The 21229-nt window shown below is 39.9% G+C and carries 15 protein-coding genes and 2 pseudogenes; 10 read left to right on the top strand and 7 right to left on the bottom strand.

The window, feature by feature from the left end:
* Positions 1 to 87: 87 nt before the first annotated feature.
* From BLR76_RS00685 to BLR76_RS00660, 7 genes and pseudogenes are all read right to left on the bottom strand, one after another.
* The gene (locus tag BLR76_RS00685) at positions 88 to 2025 is read right to left on the bottom strand and encodes a helix-turn-helix domain-containing protein (protein ID WP_091264224.1); all 1938 of its coding nucleotides are present in this window, start codon (positions 2023 to 2025) and stop codon (positions 88 to 90) included.
* A 245-nt stretch (positions 2026 to 2270) separates the two neighbouring features.
* On the bottom strand, positions 2271 to 5180 hold the full coding sequence (locus BLR76_RS00680) for a type I restriction endonuclease subunit R (protein ID WP_091264221.1): 2910 nt from the start codon (positions 5178 to 5180) through the stop codon (positions 2271 to 2273).
* A gap of 40 nt (positions 5181 to 5220) precedes the next feature.
* Complete coding sequence (locus BLR76_RS00675; RefSeq protein WP_091264254.1) at positions 5221 to 6345, bottom strand: restriction endonuclease subunit S; 1125 nt, start codon at positions 6343 to 6345, stop codon at positions 5221 to 5223.
* Positions 6338 to 7846 carry a type I restriction-modification system subunit M gene (locus BLR76_RS00670; protein ID WP_091264219.1) on the bottom strand — a complete coding sequence of 503 codons (1509 nt, stop codon included), beginning with the start codon at positions 7844 to 7846 and terminating at the stop codon, positions 6338 to 6340. Before BLR76_RS00670 ends, BLR76_RS00675 begins: the two co-directional genes overlap by 8 nt.
* A pseudogene (locus BLR76_RS12120) lies at positions 7839 to 9287 on the bottom strand (type I restriction-modification system subunit M); the annotation flags it as partial. The gene BLR76_RS00670 and the pseudogene BLR76_RS12120, both read right to left, overlap by 8 nt.
* A 189-nt stretch (positions 9288 to 9476) precedes the next feature.
* A pseudogene (locus BLR76_RS12115) lies at positions 9477 to 10259 on the bottom strand (ADP-ribosylglycohydrolase family protein); the annotation flags it as partial.
* A gap of 105 nt (positions 10260 to 10364) precedes the next feature.
* Entirely contained in the window at positions 10365 to 11981 is a 1617-nt protein-coding gene (locus BLR76_RS00660) for a restriction endonuclease subunit S (RefSeq protein ID WP_091264215.1), read from the bottom strand.
* A 519-nt stretch (positions 11982 to 12500) separates the two neighbouring features.
* On the opposite strand from BLR76_RS00660, the gene BLR76_RS00655 reads away from it, so the two are divergent.
* The 10 genes from BLR76_RS00655 to BLR76_RS00615 all read left to right on the top strand — a co-directional run bounded on the left by BLR76_RS00655 (position 12501) and on the right by BLR76_RS00615 (position 21081).
* Positions 12501 to 13049, top strand: a complete 549-nt coding sequence (locus BLR76_RS00655; protein WP_091264213.1) for an RNA polymerase sigma factor — start codon at positions 12501 to 12503, stop codon at positions 13047 to 13049.
* Positions 13050 to 13193: 144 nt separating this feature from the next.
* Positions 13194 to 13370, top strand: coding sequence for a hypothetical protein (locus tag BLR76_RS11725; RefSeq protein ID WP_176759562.1), 177 nt, complete (start codon positions 13194 to 13196; stop codon positions 13368 to 13370).
* Positions 13354 to 13668, top strand: coding sequence for a DNA ligase (locus BLR76_RS00650; RefSeq protein WP_091264211.1), 315 nt, complete (start codon positions 13354 to 13356; stop codon positions 13666 to 13668). The genes BLR76_RS11725 and BLR76_RS00650 overlap by 17 nt, the downstream gene beginning before the upstream one ends.
* Complete coding sequence (locus BLR76_RS00645) at positions 13661 to 14782, top strand: DUF2800 domain-containing protein (protein ID WP_091264208.1); 1122 nt, start codon at positions 13661 to 13663, stop codon at positions 14780 to 14782. The genes BLR76_RS00650 and BLR76_RS00645 overlap by 8 nt, the downstream gene beginning before the upstream one ends.
* 13 nt (positions 14783 to 14795) lie before the next feature.
* Complete coding sequence (locus BLR76_RS00640) at positions 14796 to 15374, top strand: DUF2815 family protein (RefSeq protein ID WP_091264207.1); 579 nt, start codon at positions 14796 to 14798, stop codon at positions 15372 to 15374.
* A complete protein-coding gene (locus tag BLR76_RS00635) occupies positions 15371 to 17311 on the top strand; it encodes a DNA polymerase (protein ID WP_091264204.1) in 1941 nt (646 codons plus the stop codon). Before BLR76_RS00640 ends, BLR76_RS00635 begins: the two co-directional genes overlap by 4 nt.
* Positions 17312 to 17392: 81 nt before the next feature.
* Positions 17393 to 17599 carry a hypothetical protein gene (locus BLR76_RS00630; RefSeq protein WP_091264201.1) on the top strand — a complete coding sequence of 69 codons (207 nt, stop codon included), beginning with the start codon at positions 17393 to 17395 and terminating at the stop codon, positions 17597 to 17599.
* Complete coding sequence (locus BLR76_RS00625) at positions 17596 to 18264, top strand: Rha family transcriptional regulator (protein WP_091264200.1); 669 nt, start codon at positions 17596 to 17598, stop codon at positions 18262 to 18264. The genes BLR76_RS00630 and BLR76_RS00625 overlap by 4 nt, the downstream gene beginning before the upstream one ends.
* Positions 18265 to 18279: 15 nt before the next feature.
* Positions 18280 to 18702, top strand: coding sequence for a DUF7768 domain-containing protein (locus BLR76_RS00620; protein ID WP_091264197.1), 423 nt, complete (start codon positions 18280 to 18282; stop codon positions 18700 to 18702).
* Positions 18703 to 21081, top strand: a complete 2379-nt coding sequence (locus BLR76_RS00615; protein WP_091264195.1) for a virulence-associated E family protein — start codon at positions 18703 to 18705, stop codon at positions 21079 to 21081.
* Positions 21082 to 21229: the final 148 nt, after the last annotated feature.

Here is a 21229-nt window from a genome sequence, read left to right as displayed (position 1 = left end):
ATTTCCTAAATTCCACGTGCATTTTTTATTAGCTTAAAAGAACACTATTTCACGAAGAATTTAAACTGATACTCCCACATTGTAACATTATTTACCACCACCTTTCGATCTTTCATGTCTATTACTTGGAAGACGTTGTGAAATGCCCGCATCTTCTAACCGCTTATTCCACTGCAAAAGATTTTCATCTGTATGCCAAACCAAGAGCCATCTATACAAAATATGCTCTGGTGTCTTTTTCCATTGATGTCCTGCTTTTTCAATTAAATCTTCAGCGTAAAATTGGTGTAAGTTTAACCCTATACACAGCGCCATGACTGTCGGCAATTCTTTTGTAAGTGATTCATTATTCCTGTAATCACTAATTATTCTTGCACTTAATCCGGACCGCTCTGCCAGAATCTCATTCGTTAATTCCCTTCTTTTTATGTGGTATTCCAATGTTTTCGAGAAACTACCAGGCATGTTCATAAGCTCTTCTGACATTTCTATAGAATATGCACTAATTATCGAAGTCTCTTTCACACGGTCCTGTATCTTTTGATTATCCTCATACTCAGGATTATACTTTGCCTCAATAAAAGGAGCTGCATCAACATCTCTACACAGAAAACACCTTCTATAAAACGAATCATCATAAAGCTTACTGATTCTATTAGCTCTATCAAAAACCAAGCAACATTCATCAACATGTTCCAAGGCATACTCTGTCAATTCAAGTGAATTGTCATCATGTCGTATTACATATTTAGGATCATTCATGCAGAACATGGAGTTAACATAAACGACTTTACCTGAGTATACTATCTCAGAAAGTTCTTCTGACATACTCGCTTCATACAATGCGTTCATCTCATCAATAACAAATGTTTGATTTTTATCTAAAGTACCATCATTAAATGAGTATGGAGGGTAATACTTTCCACCTACATATACAAAAGTTCCAGCCGCCTGTTGAAAACCTATATCAATCGCTCGTAGTTTTGCGGCTAACTTTGACACATTGAAAAAGTTAGCAAGTTCTTGAATAGCTAGTTGCATAACCTCAGCTTTGCGAAGTAGGGGATGTTGATTATGCAAAAGATTCAAAATCTCATTTAATTTCTGAGTTGTTGTTTTTAATGGCATCATAATTCGTGGCGCCAGTACATTTGCTTGCCATTCCATCCAATGTAACGCTTTGTCGATACCGTCTGTATTATCTCCGTATTCTTCAACAGTTTCACATCTTATTGCATTCAAACCAGAATTCAACAACTTTTGAAGTTCAAAGAAATTTGAATGCATATCATGATGGATACACTCATGAACTATTGTGTTGTTTATAGAACCAATATTCCTCATAAAATACACATCTGGATTTACCAAAATAGTCCCAACATCAATTGTTTCTGTTCGAGTATCTATCATGTTCTCCTCGAATACTTCTGCTTCGGTCTCGCTAAAAACTGACATCCCAAAAATATTAGAAGGCAAAGGTGCATAATGCATTGTAAGACACATATTATCCAACAACTCGACCATATCTATTGGCATCGGATTTTCAAGTGCATCAGGATAATTTCTTTGCAAGAACTTTTCAGCTTCTTTATCAAGATCCTCTGAATAAATATATGGAACCAGATACTTTGATAAAGCATTTTCTTTGCAAAATCTTTCCCTGCTATACTCTCTAACATCAATTATCATTACTTTTCGCAATCCTGATATTAGATGCCCGTAAAAAGACACAATAAACCATTTTGACTTCATATCAGCCTCATAATCTTGTTTACCCATGCCTTTTAAAACAATATCAGCATTGATAGTTGCATTAAAAAAAATTTGACGATGCTCGATACCATAAAAAGAAATACTTGTAACACGGAAATCATCCAGTTCAATATATGATGGGTCCAAGACAGTATATGAGTTAAAATCAAATGCTCTCCCTTTATTATGGATGAATTCCTTTATTGCTTCACTTATTTCGTTATAATATACATCTCCGAGATACTCTTCGAATGATTTGTAGGCCTTCTGCACCTTCTCTCACCCCCCTGCCAAACTTAAAGCGTCTTGTAGTATTGGTTAATCCTCGACTTTTTCAACAACAACGATACCGCTGATCATAACAGCATGGTCTGTTTCTCCACAATATGGACAGTCCACATTTTCTCTATCTTTACCGCCTGGATAGCCTCCCATAGACTCTCTCCAAGTAAATTTGCCATTGAATTTTTACAAATAATCACATCTGACATAAGTCACCCATTCACTTTGATTATTGATTAATAGTACTGCTCGATGTACTTATAGGCTCTGTCAAAGACTTCTTTATCCTTGATTTTATACTTTATCCAGACAACACTTCTAAGAGCTTTCTTCACTTCCTGCTTCCCAGCTGTGGTTCCCTGCCAACCTTCGAAACGAACAATCTTGACGATATCATCTATGTCTGCAACAATTCGCTCAACAATAATTGGCGTCTTGGAATTCCTTACCCCATCAAAAAGCTCAGTCAATGCTGCCTTTCCTTTGTCTAGCTCTTCCTCAGGCACAACATCTTTTTCAGCTTCTGCAGCCTCCCGCGCAAGTTCCAATAACAGTTTTAAAAACTCAATACTGGTTATTAAACCCTGTTCGTGTTTCTCACGGAGATTCTCAAGCTTTTCACCTAATTTAACGAATTTGATGTCATTACTGTGCTTCCGAATCTTCGCGACTAAATCAATTTCAACTTTAATAGTTGTCTTCCTCAAGTCTTTTTGTTTCTCAATGAATTCATCAATTAGATCTGCATCCATTTTGAGAATTTCCATATCATCATGAACTTGTCCTACTTGTAAGTTTTCATGAACAAGCTCCAATGTTTTAGCACCAAGTGAAGCCCATATTAATGCACCTCGACCATCTGTAGGTTTTATAGACTCAAATACTCTAGTAAGCCATTGAAAATCATATTTCATTGGATTTAAAAACGGATCCGGTGACACTGCGTCCCAGGCTTTGTTAAGTACTCTATAATCAGCTCCAAATTCGTCTTTGATCTTATTGTTAGGTAGGCATTCTTGAGCAGCTATTAAGCCTTCCCAACCTTCTACGGTTCGATCTACTCCCATGAAGTAGCTTAAGCATTTTCGCATTAGGGCTGGAACTTGTTTCTTAACTTCTTCAATATTTGTAATAACTTTCTTCATACTTGATTCATCAAAATCTAAAGCTGTCGCTACATTGTCAAATATACCAATATAGTCAACGATCAAGCCATGAGTTTTACCTTCATCATAGGTTCTGTTCGTACGACAAATTGCTTGCAACAAATTATGATCCTTCATTGGCTTATCAAGATACATTGCCTGTAAAATTGGTGCATCAAAACCTGTTAGAAGCTTTGAAGTTACAATTACTAATTTCAATGGATCATTAGGTTCTCTGAATCTGTCCAAAACTTTTCCTTCAGCATCTCTGTCACGTCTAAACTCTTTGTACTTATCCTCTTTGTCATTGTTTGTGTCCATGACGATTGTAGTAGCATCAGAACCCAGTAATTTATCAAGTTCTTCTTTATACATAAGACAGCAAGCTCTGTCATAACAAACTACCTGTCCTTTATATCCGTTCGGTTCAATTTTTTCCTGGTAATGTTTGGCTATGTGCTCACAAACTTTTCTGATTCGTTTGCGGTCATACATAATCGCTTTCATATTGACTCTTTTAGATAACTCCGCTTTATCTTCTTTAGATAGGTTTTCTGTTAAAGCTTCAAATTCTGCATCTATCTTTTCTCTATCAACATGAAGATCTACCGGCACTGGTTCGAAATTCAATGGAAGTGTCGCATTGTCACGAATAGAATCTGAGAAAGAATACTTGCTCATGTATCCACTCTTATCTTCAACCGCACCAAAAGTGTTAAAAGTATTTCTATCAACACGGTTTATTGGAGTACCTGTAAGGCCAAAGAAAAAAGCATTAGGTAGTGCTAAACGCATTTTGCTACCCAAATCACCTTCCTGAGTTCTGTGAGCTTCGTCAACCATCAGAATAATGTTGTCTCTACGATTTAACTCTTTTTCAACATCACCAAACTTGAAGATTGTTGTGATCGCTATTTTTCTTTGATCACCTAAGAAAAAAGTTTCCAAGTCTTCTTTTGACGATAGACTTATAAGATTAGGAATATCTGATGCATTAAACGTAGCTGTAATCTGCGTCTCAAGGTCTATTCTGTCGTCAACAATAACAACCGTTGGATTGTTTAATTCAGGGATCATTCTTAACTTCTGTGCTGCAAAAACCATTAGTAGTGACTTACCCGATCCTTGAAAATGCCATATAAGCCCTTGCTTTGGGTACCCTGCTTTAACACGATCAACAATTAAATTTGCACCTTCATACTGCTGGTAACGACAAATCACTTTATACTTACGATATTTTTTATCAGTTGCAAAGACCGTAAAAAACTGAAATATATCCATTATTTTTTCAGGTGTAATCATATCAGCAATACTTATTTTCACATCAGCGAGGCTTCCTTCACTTTTATGATCTGGCGTATGCCAAGGCCCCCACATTCCAATGGGCATAGATACTGATCCATATCTGAAACATTTACCTTCTGTAGCAAAATTAAATATATTCGTCACAAACATTCCTGGTATGCTTTTTTCATATGCAGCTATATCACCTGCAGCATCGAGCCATGTTATAGCATTACGTACAGGTGTTTTAAACTCACCGATAACAACGGGGAATCCATTAATAAGTAGAACAACATCTAATCTCTTACCATTCTCTTTTTGAGGGTAAACCCATTGGTTTGTTACAATATATTCGTTCAGTGCTAAATCGTCTTTGGTCATTGTTCCAAAGAATCGTATAGGTATCATACGTCCATCTTTTCCAAATGGATAAGAATTCTCCTCGAAAACCATTCTTTTAAACAGTTCATTCTGTGTCACCAGATTGTGTGGTTGTACGGTCAAAATTATCGTACGCAACTTATAAATTACTTCATCAGCTCGCGTCGGTTCTTCTGCGATCTCTGGATTAAGACGTATTAGCGCCTCTTTTACCATGGATTCAACCATCACATCTGAATAATCGCGCGGAAGTTCTTCTGCAGGTATATATTTCCACCCATTACTTTGAAGTGTTCTAATCGCCATTTGCTCAATTGTGTTATCTTCATTAAACATCAAGCTTTCCCCCCTATCCTTATAATAATTCTAAATTCACTTAGCCAAAGTTTTTAAACATCAAAGCTTTTGTAGTTATTTCAAGGTTATCAAGATTCTGTTTCAATTTAATTTTCGATTTGTTGGTTTGTTCCATAAAACCTGCATATTCTTCTTGTAATGCTTTGGGTGGAAGTGGTACCAATACCTTATTAAGCATTGATTTTGTAATTTGATTAACTGTGGATGTCTTTGCTTCAGTTAATTGTCTGCGAAATCCATCTTGTTGAAAAAAAGAAAATAAATAATCGTGATAGTCAGACCTGATGATTGTCATAAACGCACCAAAAGTCATCTTCTCATTAAGATCTGGTATTTTGGCTACTTTACCTACCAAATCTGCACTACCGTTTCTACTACACATTAGGATGTCGTTCACTTTCACTATCAATCGATCCTTAACGTCAACATCTACTCTTACATTATCCTCAAATACCAATGTGGAATTTTGAATATTTCCAGATCTTAATACTATCATCCCGTCAGAAGTAACATTAGCAGGTTTATATGTTAATCCAATAAAGTAGTCAGCAATTTCTCCTAGGGTCTTTACTTCCCAACCTTTGGGATTTAAAAATGGATCTCCAAACATCTCTATAAATTGTGATTTGGCAAGTTCGTCAGAAAGGAAAAGAAGTCTTTTATATGATTCTTTTGTATCATTAGCTGCCCACAATATATCAGCAAGTTTTTCTTGTTCGTCCATATTAGGAAGGGTAAATTCTAATTTTTTAAGTGCACTCCAATTTATTGTTGGTGATAATGACCCCACTGAAATTCTTATTGCGGCGTCGAAAAAATAGTCAGAACAAATAAAAAAGGGAAATAACTTTGGCAAAATCACATTCTCATTTGGGCGTAGAACCATGCCATGCGCAGAGAATAGTCCATCGTGAGGGGCTATAGACGCTCTTCTTAAGTACGCATTCCTTTTTCCAAAAAGAACGTCTCCTTTTTGCATTATTAGTTTGTCTCCTTTTATTGGCACTTTACTACCCCATCTTTGAATTGAAAGGCTACCACTATCTAAATGCTCGAGTCCGATATATGTTTCCATATCCTCTATCGTAGGTTTTCTCTTTTGAGTTATATTTAATGCAATATCTTCAAACTTATATTTAGGCATAATTATCATCACCACCATTCTCTAAAATCATAAATTTCAAACTCTCGTAGGATTCTCTAAAACTATCACTACTTCCAAGCCACTCATCAAGCGACTCTTCAACAGTATATAATATTTCTTCGTCTTCATCTCCATTAGATCCACTTACATAAAGCGGAATGCTCAACTTACTATCATTACTGATAATTTCTTCTATAGTAGCAATTGATGAGAAGCCATCATATTCTTCGAATTCAGTGTAAGTTTGAGCTATCTTTTGTATATGCTCTTCTTCTAAAAAGCTTTCAGCGTTTTTTCTTGTCACTTCATTTTTGGCATTAACAAATAATACACGACCTTTTCGTTTATGTTCTTTTTTCATTCTGCATATTATAATACATGCCTCCATTGGCGAGTTAAAAAATAAGTTTTTTCCAATTCCGATAACGCATTCAACCAAATCACTTTTTATTAATTTTTCACGCATTTCCTTTTCTTCGTCTCTAAACAGAACACCATGTGGAAATAAAATGGCGCATCTTCCTGTTTTGGGATCCAGACTCTTCAAAATGTGTTGAAAAAATGCATAATCCGCTCTTCCTTGGGGTGGCGTACCTAGAAAATTTCGACCATACTTGTCAGCTGAAAACGCGTCTCTATCCCATTGCTTTATGGAATATGGTGGATTTGCTAAGACCAGATCAAACTGCATTAACTCACCGCGCTTTACAAATGCAGGTTTTTTTAAAGTATCGTCATTAACTATATAAAAGTCTTTTACACCATGCAAAAACAAATTCATTCTTCCAATAGCAGATGTAAGTGCATTAATCTCTTGTCCGTATGCTTTGACATTTCTCCACTCAAGTCCTTGGTTTTTTAAATACGCTATTGCTGAAATAATCATTCCTGCACTGCCACAAGTAGGATCATAAATACTCTCACCCGATTGAGGTTTAAGCATCTCTGTCATTAAGTGAACAACCGTACGATTTGTATAAAATTCTTGAGCAGTATGCCCACTATCATCCGCAAATTTCTTAATTAAATATTCATAGCCTTGTCCTAGCTCATCTTCAGGACAATTTTTTAGGCTAAGTGTCTTTGAGGAAAAATGTTCAATAAGATCCTTTAGTAATTTATCTGGCAATCTATTTTTATTAGTCCAAGCACCATCTCCAAATACACCTTGTAATTTCTCAGGATTCGCTTTTTCTATAGCTCTAAAAGCCTTTACAATGGCAACACCAATATTTTCTGATGTATTTCGGACATCACTCCAATGATATCCTTTTGGGATTTTGAATCTATGATTTTCTTCCCATTCAAGCGCTTCCTCATCCCCATCATATTTTTCCAATATTTCTTCACACTCTTCATCATAAACATCGCAAATTCTTTTGAAAAACATAAGAGGAAAAATATATTGCTTATACGAACCAGCATCAATATGCGTTCGCAAAAATACTGCTGAATTCCATAAATATGATTTTAACTCGTCTAACGTAATTCTATTACTCACTAATGTATCCCCCTTCTGTTAGTAATGATTTTAAGTTCTCTTCCGCAGCAATTGTCTCTTCAAGAGCAGCAAAAAATTTCTTTTTTACTTCCTTAGGGTTAACAGTTTCCATGGGTGCTCTCTCAATATAACCGTTCACAGAAAGTGTGTAGTCATTTTGTTTTATATCTTCAATAGACACTAACTTAGCTTTTTCAACAACTGATCCGTAATTTTTAAATAGGTTGTAAACTTCTTCAACATCCTCATCAGTCATAATATTCTGTGCTCTTTGCGCAGTATAAATTTTAGACGCATCAATCAAACAAACTTTACCTTTATGTTCTGGTAATTTATTATTGTTCAACACTAAAATACATGCAGATACTCCCGTACTGTAAAACAATCCGCTAACTAACGTAATAACGCATTCTAGCTTGTCAGATTCTATTAGTTGTTTTCGAATTTCTCCTCCTCTACCTCCTTGAAAGAGGACCCCTTGTGGGAGAACTACTGCACACCTTCCATTCTTTTTATCCATAGACTTAACCATATGCTGAAGCCAAGCAAAATCAGCGCTAGAGTCGGTAGGACTTCCCCAAAAATTTCGACCATAAATGTCTGATGAAAATTGATCTGCACCCCATGCCTTTAATGAGAAAGGAGGGTTTGCAATTACGCAGTCAAATGTTTGCAATTCTCCTCGATGTAGGAAAAGGGGAGACTTCAAAGTATCACCTTGCTTAACTTTAAAATCTCTAGCTCCATGTAGGAATAGGTTCATTCGTGCAATAGCCGATGTCGCTAAATTCTTTTCTTGTCCATATATTTTCCCATAAGTGCTTTTGTCATCACGCATATTTCGTATCGCTTCAATTAGCATGCCTCCAGTCCCGCAAGCTGGATCATACACACTATCTCCTGGCTTCGGATCAAGCATTTTGACCATTAACTTTACAACTGAGCGCGGCGTATAGAATTCTCCTGCATTCTTCTTAGATAGGTCCGCAAATTTCTTGATTAGGAATTCATAACTATCTCCCATTACATCAGATGAGTAGTTTTCGTTACCTACTCTAATTTTTGACATGTGTTCAATAAGATCTTTTAATCGCTCATCAGATAGTTTGTTTTTATCTGTCCAATTTGCATCATCAAAACTAGAAAAAACACCGTAGAGTGTATCAGGATTGGCGCGTTCAATACCGTTCATAGAGTTAGCTATTGCGACTCCAACATTCTCACTCACTGCACGAACATCATCCCAATGACACCCATCTGGAATTACAAAACGATGATTCTCAGGGAAACTTGCGAATTCTTCATCGCCACCTGATAATTCTAATGCGGCTTGCGTTTCCTCATCGTAAACATCCGATAAACGCTTAAAGAAAAGGATCGGTGTTACATAACTCTTGTACTCGTCCTGATTGATTGGACCGCGTAAAATATTACAAGCTTCAAAAAGATGAGAAAACAGTTTCTGGCTTGATGTCTCTTCTGGCTGTGAAGAACTTTTCTTAAGCGCTTCATCAGCTGCATCCATTGCAGATTGCATCATTACTCCTCTACCCCCAATTCTTTTTTCTGTTTTAACAGCTTCTTCTTTAAAGCTTACGCTTCCTGAAGACTGTATCTTTTCCAATTTTGAAGGATATCTATTTTCAAATTCTAATAATATATTAAGAAGTCGTTCATCAAGATATGTCAGTGCATGCTTCCTAATATGAGTTGGGATTCCGTAGTAGGCTTCTGCGATACCACCAGTAATTGCAGCCAGCGTGTCACTATCTCCTCCAATCGAGATTGCATTACGAATTGCATCTTCGAAACTTGTTGATTCAAAAAATGCCACAAGAGCTTGTGGTACAGTTTCCTGACAAGTCTCATTGAATTTATAAGTGTCTCGAATTTCATCAAGAGTGAAATTTATTGGATAGTAGTGCTTATCTATGTAGTCACGAATCTCCAAGATATTTCTGCCGCTACGAGCCAAAAACACTGCAACTGCTGTGGCTTCTGCACCTTTTATACCTTCTGGATGATTGTGTGTGACCGCTGTTACTTCATGAGAAAGCATTTTAACTTCATCAATGGAGTTCCCAGCAAAACCACAGCCACTAACCCTCATTGCGGCCCCGTTCCCATAACTGTTATATGGTTCAGGTGAATCGCTATACATCCATTTATTAAACATTCCTCCATAACCACAATTCGGATAAGGACGTCCGACTGTCTGCATACACCTAACAGCTTGTTCACTTAAATCGCTGTAATCAGTCTTGCAGGCCATTAGTGCATCACAAATAGCTAAGGACATCACAGTATCGTCTGTGAAAAAACATTTATAAGTTAATAAATCAAAATCTTTTGAGCGATGATTATCCCATTCAAATCTAGAACCGACAATATCGCCTATAATAGCTCCAATCATGTTATCTCCTCCAAGTTGCAAGACTTTTGCCTTTCGGACGTGTAGCCATCGCAAATAATTTAATGTTCATACCTTCGCAGTTCCTTATAAAAGGACTCTCTATTGTTAAACTTTGAAAATACTATTTTGTAGACGTTCTTCAACTTCACGCCATCTATCTTCAGCAAGACGAACAGTTTCAGCGTATTTTGTATACTCTAATTTATATTCATCAGCTATTACCTTTTGCTCATCAATTCTAAGTAGGGGAACTTCTAATGTCTTCAAGTCTTTATAGCTGGTGTTAATGACGACTGTCCCTTGTTGCTTTCCGGCTAAGACTTTGTTTCCCATTGGACTATCCAAGAACACTTTCAAATATATCCCTAGAAGTAGTTTGTCATTTGGTCTAATCACAATAATATTGGAAGATGCTATACACGGGTAATTTTGTTCTTCGAAAACTGCTATTCTTATAGCCGTCCCTCGGGCAGGTAATAGGAGGTCCCCATCTTTGAGTATATAATTTGCAACTTTTCTCTCTTCCTCCTCAATAAAATCTAGGCCCTCATAATCAATTTCAAAATCCTTTAGATTTGATATATTAACGACTCCAATGCTTCCGTTGGGGTCTTTTTTGTTGACCGCTTTTCCTCTAAAAACTTCAGCAATGTTGCCCAGCTCTTCCTTTTTAATGCTTGAGTCTTGATAACGCTGCCAATCTGCGTCTACCATGGCAAAGAAATGATCAACATTCCAATATCCCATTTCCATTAACTCATCTAACATCACAAAGGTATCTTCAGTAAGAACCAGTTCATTGATTCCGTCTCGTTTGGTATTTTTTCTAGCAGAATCATATCTTTTAATCATTACATCTTCGGTTCTTCCAGTTGTTATTGTAAACATATAGGTCTTGATGGCAGTAGCCGTAAATATTCCTGCTGGTAACTCAGCAATTTCTTCTAACTTATACATGCCTTGGATAAACTCTCTTAAGTCTTTTACAGTTCCAGATGCAAAAGTTATCCTTGCAGGGAGTACTATTACAAGTTCACCTGAACTGTTTAAGTGTAGTAGCAAGTTTTCAACAGCAATCATTTCATACTCTCTGCAGATAAACTCTCCATCGTCTTCAGCACGTTCCCTAGCTCCAAAAATTGGTACAGCTAAGATTAGATCGAATTTCCTTGATGTAAATTCATAATCATATATGCTTGTCTGCTCCACAACTACATTGGAATATCCTTTAAACATTTCATCAAGAAGCGCTTTACTAACGTTGTTCATCGTCGTTATTACAAATTCGCAATCAGAATGATTATTCACCAACTCGGAAAGGTTGGGTGTGAATTTTTCAGCTTCAGGAATCAGCACCAATTTAGTGGTTGGCTTGAAATGTTTTTCAAACTCATCAATCAAAACGCTCGGTATATAAAACATCTCTTTTGGATCAGCAGATGCAAGAGCTTCTTCCCAATCCATATCTTCATCATCCATAGCCAAAAAGGCACTATAAAAAGCCTTTGAATCTTGAAAAGGGTTCTTCATATCATGGCTATCTGCTATTGAAAGCATGATTTCATAAGCTTTTAGTTCACTATGCTTTTTAGAGGTAGTCACAAACTCCTCTTTTGTCTTCTTTAAAAGGAAGAGCGCAACAGGTAGCTCAGATAGAACTGTATATCCTCTTAATGCATTATAGCGAGTCCAAATTTGGTTCATTCGCTTGTCGTTACGCATATTAATGACCTCCTCAGATAAATCTCCAAATACTACTCTAAATAAAATATAGCACCCCCAACGAACCGTGTCAATCATTATTTTATTTTGGTATTCAAATACCAAACTTATTTATTCAAATTATAAAGGAACAAAAATAATTTAAAAATAATTTTGAAAAAAGTGAAGTCCCACTTCCTGTTACTTTTTCAGCCTTATCAATACCGTTACATCTTTGTTGGTGTAACGGTTGATTATTTTGCCCCGATTTCAGGAAGTCCCACTTCGTTTAAAAACATATTTCACTCAATTATGATTAGTACATAGTTACAACAAAACATCATTTAACAGCCATGTACAGGCATCTTCCAAGTGTTAAGTGATGAAAAACTAAATACGCATGCTCCAGCCACTTGGAAGTGCTGGTGCCAGTTTGAGATGGAGATAACTCCTGACTACGGTACCAGTCTGCCTTGAGGCTTATTAGCTATGGCATATGAGCTCTCCATCTCGGTTTAAAGCCGAAGGAGGGCTATTTATATGTCAATCAACGAAAACCAAAGTCAACCAAAAAACAAGGATTTTTATGATGGTGCTTGGCACCTAACAATTGAAGATCAAGTTATTGAAGTCACCGAAGAAGTGTATCGCGCCTATAAGCAACCATTGTGGGCAGAGAAAAAACGTCAAGAACGCGAGAAGCGCTGCATCATCAGTGACGGCAAAGGCGGCACAAAGAGATGTACTCGAAACTGCCGCGAATGCGATCTGGAACGTGCTGAAAAAGGTTTACCACTAATTGATCGGACAGGCAGTGTCCTCTCATTAGACAAGTTTAGTGATGATGGTTTCGACGTACCAGATTCAATTAACATTGATGAACTCGTGGAGGACAAGTTGCTTCTTGAGGAACTCTTCGCTGCCCTGGATGAACTAGACCCAGAGAATCGCCGTATTGCTGAGCTCTTTAGCATAGGAAAAACCGAACGAGAAATTGCTGAGTGCATTGGTTGCGCTCAAAAGACAGTCAACAATCGTAAACTTAAACTTTTCTCCCAACTAAGAGAAGTCCTAAAAGACTGGATGTAATTCATTACTCAAAACGCCCTCTGGTGTCCTGTGGATATCAGAGGGCATCATAAAAACTATTTTTCAAAGTCATTACTCAAACTTCTCACTTTTGTCCTGTGAGGGTTGAGGGGAACAAAACAGCCCTCGGAACGGAGGTAAACAATGCAGAATCAAGCAAACCAAACTGACACTCAGGGCCGGGATCCTGAAATGGATGAAGAACTAGCCGATGTCCTTACCACCATCAGCGTAGTGTCAAAGCGCCTTGCTAAGAAGCTTACAACGCTATCGCAGCAAGAGAAAGAAAAAGGAGGAAAACCAGATGGGCAAAATGAGTGAACTCTCTCTACTAGTTAAGGAGCTGAACCAATGTGGTGAAACGCTGATAGGCATATCTCAGTCTCTTTCCAGCATGTTCAGTAGTAGCGATGAACCAACACCAGCTAAATCAGCACCGGAAGAAAAGGCCATAACGCTGGAAGAAGTTAGAGCGGTTCTGGCTGAAAAAAGTCGAGATGGTCATACATCAAAAATTCGAGAGCTACTTCAAAAGTATGGTGCTGATAAGCTGTCAGAAATTAATGCTTCAGATTATCCAGCACTCCTAGCAGAAGCTGAGGTACTTGGAAATGGGTAAGCATGCACTTCTTTCAGCCTCTTCATCTCATAGGTGGTTAAACTGTCCTCCTTCTGTCAGGCTCAGTGAGTCTTATGAAGATAAAGGAAGTAGCTACGCCGCAGAAGGCACCGACGCTCATACCCTATGTGAGTACAAATTAAAAGTTGCTCTTGGGCTCCGAGCCAAAGACCCAACAGAGAATCTCACCTACTTTAGTGAAGAGATGGAAGAATGTGCGAACGGCTATGCAGCTTACATTCTTGAGCAGGTAGAAACTGCAAAAGAAAAATGTTCGGACCCGGTTGTTCTTATAGAGCAAAGGCTGGACTTCTCTAAGTACGTTGAAGGCGGCTTCGGGACCGGAGATTGCTTGATCATAGCTGATTCGGAGATCCACGTATGCGACTACAAGCATGGACAGGGGATTTTAGTTGAAGCTGAAGATAATCCGCAGATGAAGCTCTATACACTAGGTGCCCTAGAAATCTTCGATGGAATCTATGACATCGATACTGTTTCCATGACTATCTATCAGCCTCGTAGAAACAACATATCCACCCACACAGTATCTAAAGAATCCTTGTACCAGTGGGCTAATGAAGTTCTTAAACCAACTGCAGAGCTAGCCTTTGCCGGTGAAGGAGACTTCAAGTGCGGTGAGTGGTGTGGGTTTTGCAAAGCGAAACATGAATGCCGCACCAGAGCTGAGTACAACATGGAGCTGGCCAAATACGACTTCAAGATACCCCCTCTACTCGATGATTACGAGGTTGAAGACATCCTAATTAAAATAGATGGTCTAATCTCTTGGGCATCAGATATCAAAGATTACGCACTGCAATCAGCAGTCAGCGGAAAGCAGTGGAACGGATGGAAGCTGGTCGAAGGACGCTCCAATCGAAGATACACTGATGAAACTGCGGTTGCTAAAGCCGTCAGCGCAGAAGGCTTTGATCCATATGAACAAAAGCTTCTTGGCATTACTGCCATGACCTCTCTTATCGGTAAGAAGCGATTTGAGGAAGTTCTAGGAAGCTACATTGAAAAGCCTCAAGGGAAACCAACACTGGTTCCTGAGAGCGACAAACGTCCGCCAATTAATACAGCACAACACGATTTTAATGAAATTTAAGGAGGAAAATCATATGTCCAATAATGCAAACAAATCAAACAGCAACCCCATGAAGGTTATCACAGGTCCTGACACTCGCTGGTCTTACGCCAATGTCTGGGAAGCAAAGTCCATCAACGGTGGCACTCCAAAGTTCTCGGTATCCCTCATCATTCCTAAATCAGATACTGCAACTGTAGCAAAAGTCAAAGTTGCCATTGAGGCTGCTTACCATGAAGGTGAAGCAAAGCTTAAAGGTAACGGAAAGTCTATCCCACCTCTTACAAGTATCAAAACGCCTCTCAGAGACGGAGATTTGGAAAGACCAGACGATCCAGCCTATGCCAATGCCTATTTCATCAATGCAAACTCCGCTACTGCTCCAGGCATTGTAGATGCAGACAGAAATGTTATCCTTACTCGCTCCGAGGTTTACAGTGGAGTATATGGTAGGGCAAGCATCAACTTCTACGCCTTTAACAGCAACGGAAACAGAGGAATCGCCTGCGGTCTTAACAACCTCCAGAAAATAAGAGACGGCGAGCCTCTTGGTGGAAAGTCCAGGGCTGAGGACGATTTCGCCACTGACCTTGATGAGGATTTCCTGTCTTGAAAACATTAAGCATCGATATCGAAAGCTATAGTAGTGTAGACCTCGCCAAAAGCGGGGTCTACCGCTATATAGAATCACCTGACTTTGAGATCCTACTTTTTGGATACTCCATCGATGGTGGCGATATCGAGGTGATCGACCTTGCCAGTGGTAAAAAACTTCCTGAAGAAATACAATCAGCCCTCACTGATCCATCCATTACTAAGTGGGCTTTTAATGCCCAGTTCGAAAGAATCTGTTTGTCTAAATGGCTAGGTTTTCCTAATGGTCAATACCTCAGCCCAAAATCCTGGCGATGCACAATGGTCTGGTCTGCATATATGGGTCTACCTCTATCCCTAGAAGGTAGTGGCGCTGTCCTTGGACTGAAAAAGCAAAAACTCTCTGAAGGAAAAGACCTGATCAGATACTTTTGTAAGCCCTGTAACCCAACCGCTACAAATGGTGGCCGGTCTCGTAATCTTCCAGTCCATGCTCCTGATAAATGGTCTGAATTTAAGTCCTACAACCTTCGCGATGTTGAAGCTGAAATAGCCATCCAGGAAAAACTTTCAAAATTTCCCGTGCCTGAAGAAGTGTGGAATGAATACCACCTTGACCAGGAGATCAATGATCGTGGTGTATCCTTGGATATGCCTTTTGTAAATGAAGCAATAAAGATGGATACTCGCTCTCGTTCAGAGCTGCTCCAAAAAATGAAAAGACTAACGGATCTTGATAACCCTAACTCCGTAGCACAGATGAAGAACTGGTTATCGGACCAGGGACTTGAAACAGACTCATTAGGTAAAAAAGTGGTCTCAGAACTCCTTGAAACAGCTCCACCTGATCTTAAAGAAGTACTGGAGCTAAGACAATCACTGGCCAAGTCCTCCGTCAAAAAATACTCTGCCATGGAAAACGCAGTATGTGCAGATGGCCGTGCCCGAGGCATGTTCCAGTTTTATGGTGCTAATCGAACAGGACGATGGGCAGGAAGGATTATTCAGCTTCAGAATCTTCCTCAAAACCATCTGCCCGATTTAGAACAGGCAAGAGCTCTTGTTCGCTGTGGAAATTTTGAAGCTATAGAAATGCTTTATGATTCCATACCCGAGGTTCTCTCTGAACTTATCCGCACCTCCTTCATTCCTAACCCTGGTCGCAAATTTATCGTCGCAGACTTCTCTGCTATTGAAGCCCGGGTTATCGCTTGGCTTGCTGGTGAAAAATGGCGTCAGCAAGTTTTCGAGTCCGGTGGTGATATCTACTGTGCTTCTGCTTCTCAGATGTTTGGTGTTCCTGTTGAAAAACATGGGGTCAATGGCCACTTAAGGCAAAAAGGTAAGATCGCAGAATTGGCCCTTGGTTATGGCGGGTCCGTTGGTGCTCTTAAAGCCATGGGTGCTCTGGAGATGGGTCTTAATGAAGATGAACTACAACCTCTGGTTACTGCTTGGCGTACTACCAACCCAAATATAGTCAGGCTTTGGTGGGACGTAGATAAGGCTGCCATGAAAGCAGTTAGAGAACGGACCGTCACTGAAACACATGGCATCCGGTTTTCTTACCAAAGTGGCATGCTCTTTATCACCCTCCCTTCTGGAAGAAGACTCTCCTATGTAAAACCTCGCATTGGAACAAATATGTTTGGTTCAGACTGCATCACCTATGAAGGCGTTGGTGGCACAAAAAAATGGGAACGCATCGATAGCTATGGCCCAAAGTTTGTTGAGAACATCGTCCAGGCAACCAGTCGTGATCTTCTGTGTTATTCCATGCAATCGCTCAAGGATTTTAACATCGTCATTCATGTTCATGATGAAATTGTCATCGAAGCTGGTATGGAATCATCAATCGAGTCTATCTGTAATCAAATGAGCCACACTCCACCTTGGGCAAAGGGGCTCTTAATGAGGGCAGATGGTTATGAAACGAATTTCTACAAAAAAGATTAGTCCTTTATTACTCACAGGGCAGTTTTCTGTCCTGTGAGTATTAGAAGGCACTTAAGCCTTCAAGAAATGGAGGTAATAAATATGTTCTATGTAAAGCAAACAATCAACGACTCATTGGAAATCAAGGTAGAAATCCATGATGACAATGTATTTACCACCTGTCCAGATTGCGGTGTTGAAGTCTGTGTAGACATCTCGGAGTTATTCAGCGATGGGGAAAGCGACCTTTATGGAACTGCTCTTTTCTGTGCAGAGTGCAGCAAGTCCAGATTGGAGGAAATCCTATGAAAGAATTAATTCCAAAAGACAAATACGGCATATTTGCAGACACTAGGGACACTGCACGAGTGGACAGTCTTTACGTGGCAGAGTTTTTTGATAAGGAGCACAAAAATGTTCTTAGAGATATTGCACGAATCACTGACCCCACTTCTGGGTTAAGTGAAAAATTTGCTTGGCTCAATTTTGAGCCGTCCTCTTACATCAGTTCTCAAAATAAAAAGCAGCCCTGTTACATGATGACAAGAGATGGTTTCACGATGCTTGTTATGGGTTACACCGGACAAAAGGCCATGCGATTTAAAGAGCTTTATATTAAACGTTTCAACGAGATGGAAGATTTCATCACAACTTTGGTTACAGCTCGTAAGGATTTCCCTCTGCTGACTGAAAATATAAAGCTGCTTCACGAAAAGCCCAAGCCTTATCACTTCAGCAATGAATGCGACATGATAAACCGTATTGTAACAGGGATGTCTGCCAAGCAAATCAGACAAAAATATGGTCTTGAAAAAGGCACCAGCATCCGTCCGTACCTAACCGATGACCAAGTTAAAATGCTTGAGACACTTCAAAAAGTTGATATCGGACTACTTCTCTCTGTTCCAGACTATGAACAGCGCAAGCGATACCTGGAATGGTACAAGATGAAGATTTCCGATAAGCCAGCATAAAGGGAGGTTCTACTAATGGGAATTGACAAATTCAACGCTGAAGGTTACTACGACCCCACTGCTTATGATGCCTTAACTAAAATCGAACAAAGAGAAAAGGCTGCCAGAGCCTTCCGGCCTCTTGTGTATATCTGCTCACCCTATTCCGGTGATATTGAAAGTAACACGGATTCCGCCAGACGATATAGTAGGTTCGCGGTTGTGATGGGGTGCATTCCCATCGCTCCGCATCTACTTTTCACTCAGTTTCTTGATGACAGTGATCCTGATGAACGAGAACTTGGTTTATTCTTTGGAAATGTACTGATGTCAAAATGCTCCGAAGTTTGGGTGTTTGGAAGCCACATTTCCTCCGGCATGAGAGCAGAGATCAACTGGGCAAAACGTAAAAACTACCCCATCCGCTACTTTTCATCTCAGTGTAAGGAGGTTTTGTAAATGAAGATTTCTTACGGTAACAGTCGTATGGATAAAAAGTGGAAAAACAACGAGATCTCTTGGGAGGATTTTCGCACCAGAGTCAGCTCCACCATTCGTACTACTGAAACCATAGAAGAATATAAAAAAATGTCTAAAGATCAGCAAGCTTCCGTCAAAGATGTCGGTGGCTATGTGGCTGGTCACTTACGGGATGGTCGTCGTAAAAAGGGAAACGTACTGTGCCGCTCCATGATCCTCCTTGATATGGATTATGGCAAGCCTGGTATATGGGATGACACAATCGCCCATCTTCCATATAGATGCTGCGCATATTCTACCCATAAGCACACGCCGGAATATCCTCGAATTAGACTTGTTATTCCACTCTCTCGTGAAGTGAGTGAGGCTGAGTATCCCGCTGTGGCAAGAATGGTGGCCAAGGAAGTCGGCATTGATCTCTTTGATGACAGTACCTATGAACCCCATCGATTGATGTACTGGCCCTCCACCTCGCAAAACGGAGAATTTCTGTACAAAGAAAAAGACGGAGATCTCTTAAACCCAGACGATTATCTATCCAAATATGATGATTGGCAAGATGCATCTACTTGGCCAGTGTCCTCTCGTCAGTCAGAAGTTGAAAAACAAAGTATCACTGAACAAGCTGATCCACTTTCCAAACCAGGTATTGTGGGTGCTTTCTGTAGGACCTATAGCATCACAGATGCCATCACAACTTTTCTATCTGATGTTTATGAGCCCTCAACTATGCCGGGACGATATGACTACATCCCCGCTGACAGCGCTGCAGGTGTGGTGGTTCATGATGACAAGTTTGTCTACTCCCATCATGCCACGGATCCATTATGCGGAAAGCTCCTCAATGCATTTGATCTTGTGAGGCTTCACCATTTTAGAGACCTTGATGATAAGCATCCAGAAGAAACGCCTATCACCAAGCTTCCTTCCTACAAGGCCATGACAGAATTTGCCTCAAAAGATGAACAGGTGAAACTTCTACTGGTTCAAGAAAGACAGGCTCGCGCGGTGGATGATTTTGATGATGAGGATACAGATTGGCAGAAAAGGTTGGAATATGAACCCCGCTCAACTGTTCTAAAAAACAATCTGCACAACATCACGCTTATTCTACAGAACGACCCAAATCTACAGGCACTGGTATTTAATCAGCAGCTTGATGGTATGGAGATCAAAGGCAGCGTTCCTTGGAACCACCCATCAAAATATTGGCGGGACGCAGATGATGCCCAGCTTATCAGCTATATCGACTCCAATTACGGGACCTTCTCACAGAGAAACTATCAAATTGCTGTAGCCAAAGTCACTGACGATAGGTCCTACCATCCCATTCGAGAATACCTGGACTCTTTACCGGAATGGGACAAAGTACCAAGACTAGATACCTTGCTCATTGATTATCTCGGCGCTGATGACAATAAGTACGTCCGTGCTGTTACAAGAAAAACCCTGTGCGCTGCTATCAGTCGTGTTCAAAATCCTGGGTGTAAATTTGACTCCATGCTCGTCTTAAACGGACCACAAGGTGTCGGTAAAAGTACGTTGATCTCAAAGCTCGCTGGCGAATGGTTCTCCGACAGCTTAAACCTTGGAGATACAAAAGACAAAACCGCTGCAGAGAAATTGCAGGGCTACTGGATACTTGAAATTGGTGAACTGGCAGGTCTTAGAAAAGCTGAAGTGGAAACCCTGCGTTCTTTCCTCTCAAGGCAAAATGATATCTACCGTGCGGCTTTTGGAAAACGAGCAACCCCTCATCAGCGCCAGTGCATCTTCTTCGGCACCACCAACGCAGAGTCCGGCTATCTCAGAGATACAACAGGAAATCGTCGTTTCTGGCCTGTTAAAACTCCAGGTGGTGGAAGCAAACATTCATGGCAAATTACCGCTGAAGAGATCCAGCAGATTTGGGCTGAGGCTCTGGTATACGTCAAGGCTGGCGAAAAACTCTATCTGGACTCCTCCATGGAGCAGTTAGCCAAGGCTGAACAGCGTGATGCCATGGAATCCGATGAACGTGAAGGTTTGGTCAGAGAATACCTGGATACACTTCTCCCTGATGATTGGGAACAGATGGATCTATTCGAAAGAAGAAACTTCTTAAGTGGTGTTGAGCTTGGCGGCATTGGTCGCACTGGCACCAATAAGAGGCAAAGCGTCTGCAATATGGAAATCTGGTGTGAGTGTTTTGGTAAGGATCGGTCAAATCTTAAGCGCACCGACTCCAATGAGCTCTCTGCAATTCTCATAAAACTGGACTGGGAACGTCTACCGAAAAAAGATAGAACTACCCTTTATGGACCACAGTACATGTTTGTTCCTAAGTCTGTTCCCAGGTCTGTTCCTGGAAACAGCTAATTCTAGGAACTGTTCCTGGAACAGGTTTTGTTCCAGGAATATCAGGATAGGAACACTTTCAGGAACACCCCAAAGGGGCCGCCGCTAGGCCCCCACATAAGTTTTGTTCCTGTGTTCCTAATATCTTTATCTAATTAGAAATATAAAA

The organism is Alkalibacterium thalassium (genome assembly GCF_900101165.1).
In the GTDB taxonomy this organism is placed as follows: domain Bacteria; phylum Bacillota; class Bacilli; order Lactobacillales; family Carnobacteriaceae_A; genus Alkalibacterium; species Alkalibacterium indicireducens.
The sequence above is the reverse complement of the archived record's forward strand: the minus strand, read 5'-3'. Positions and strand labels throughout refer to the sequence as shown.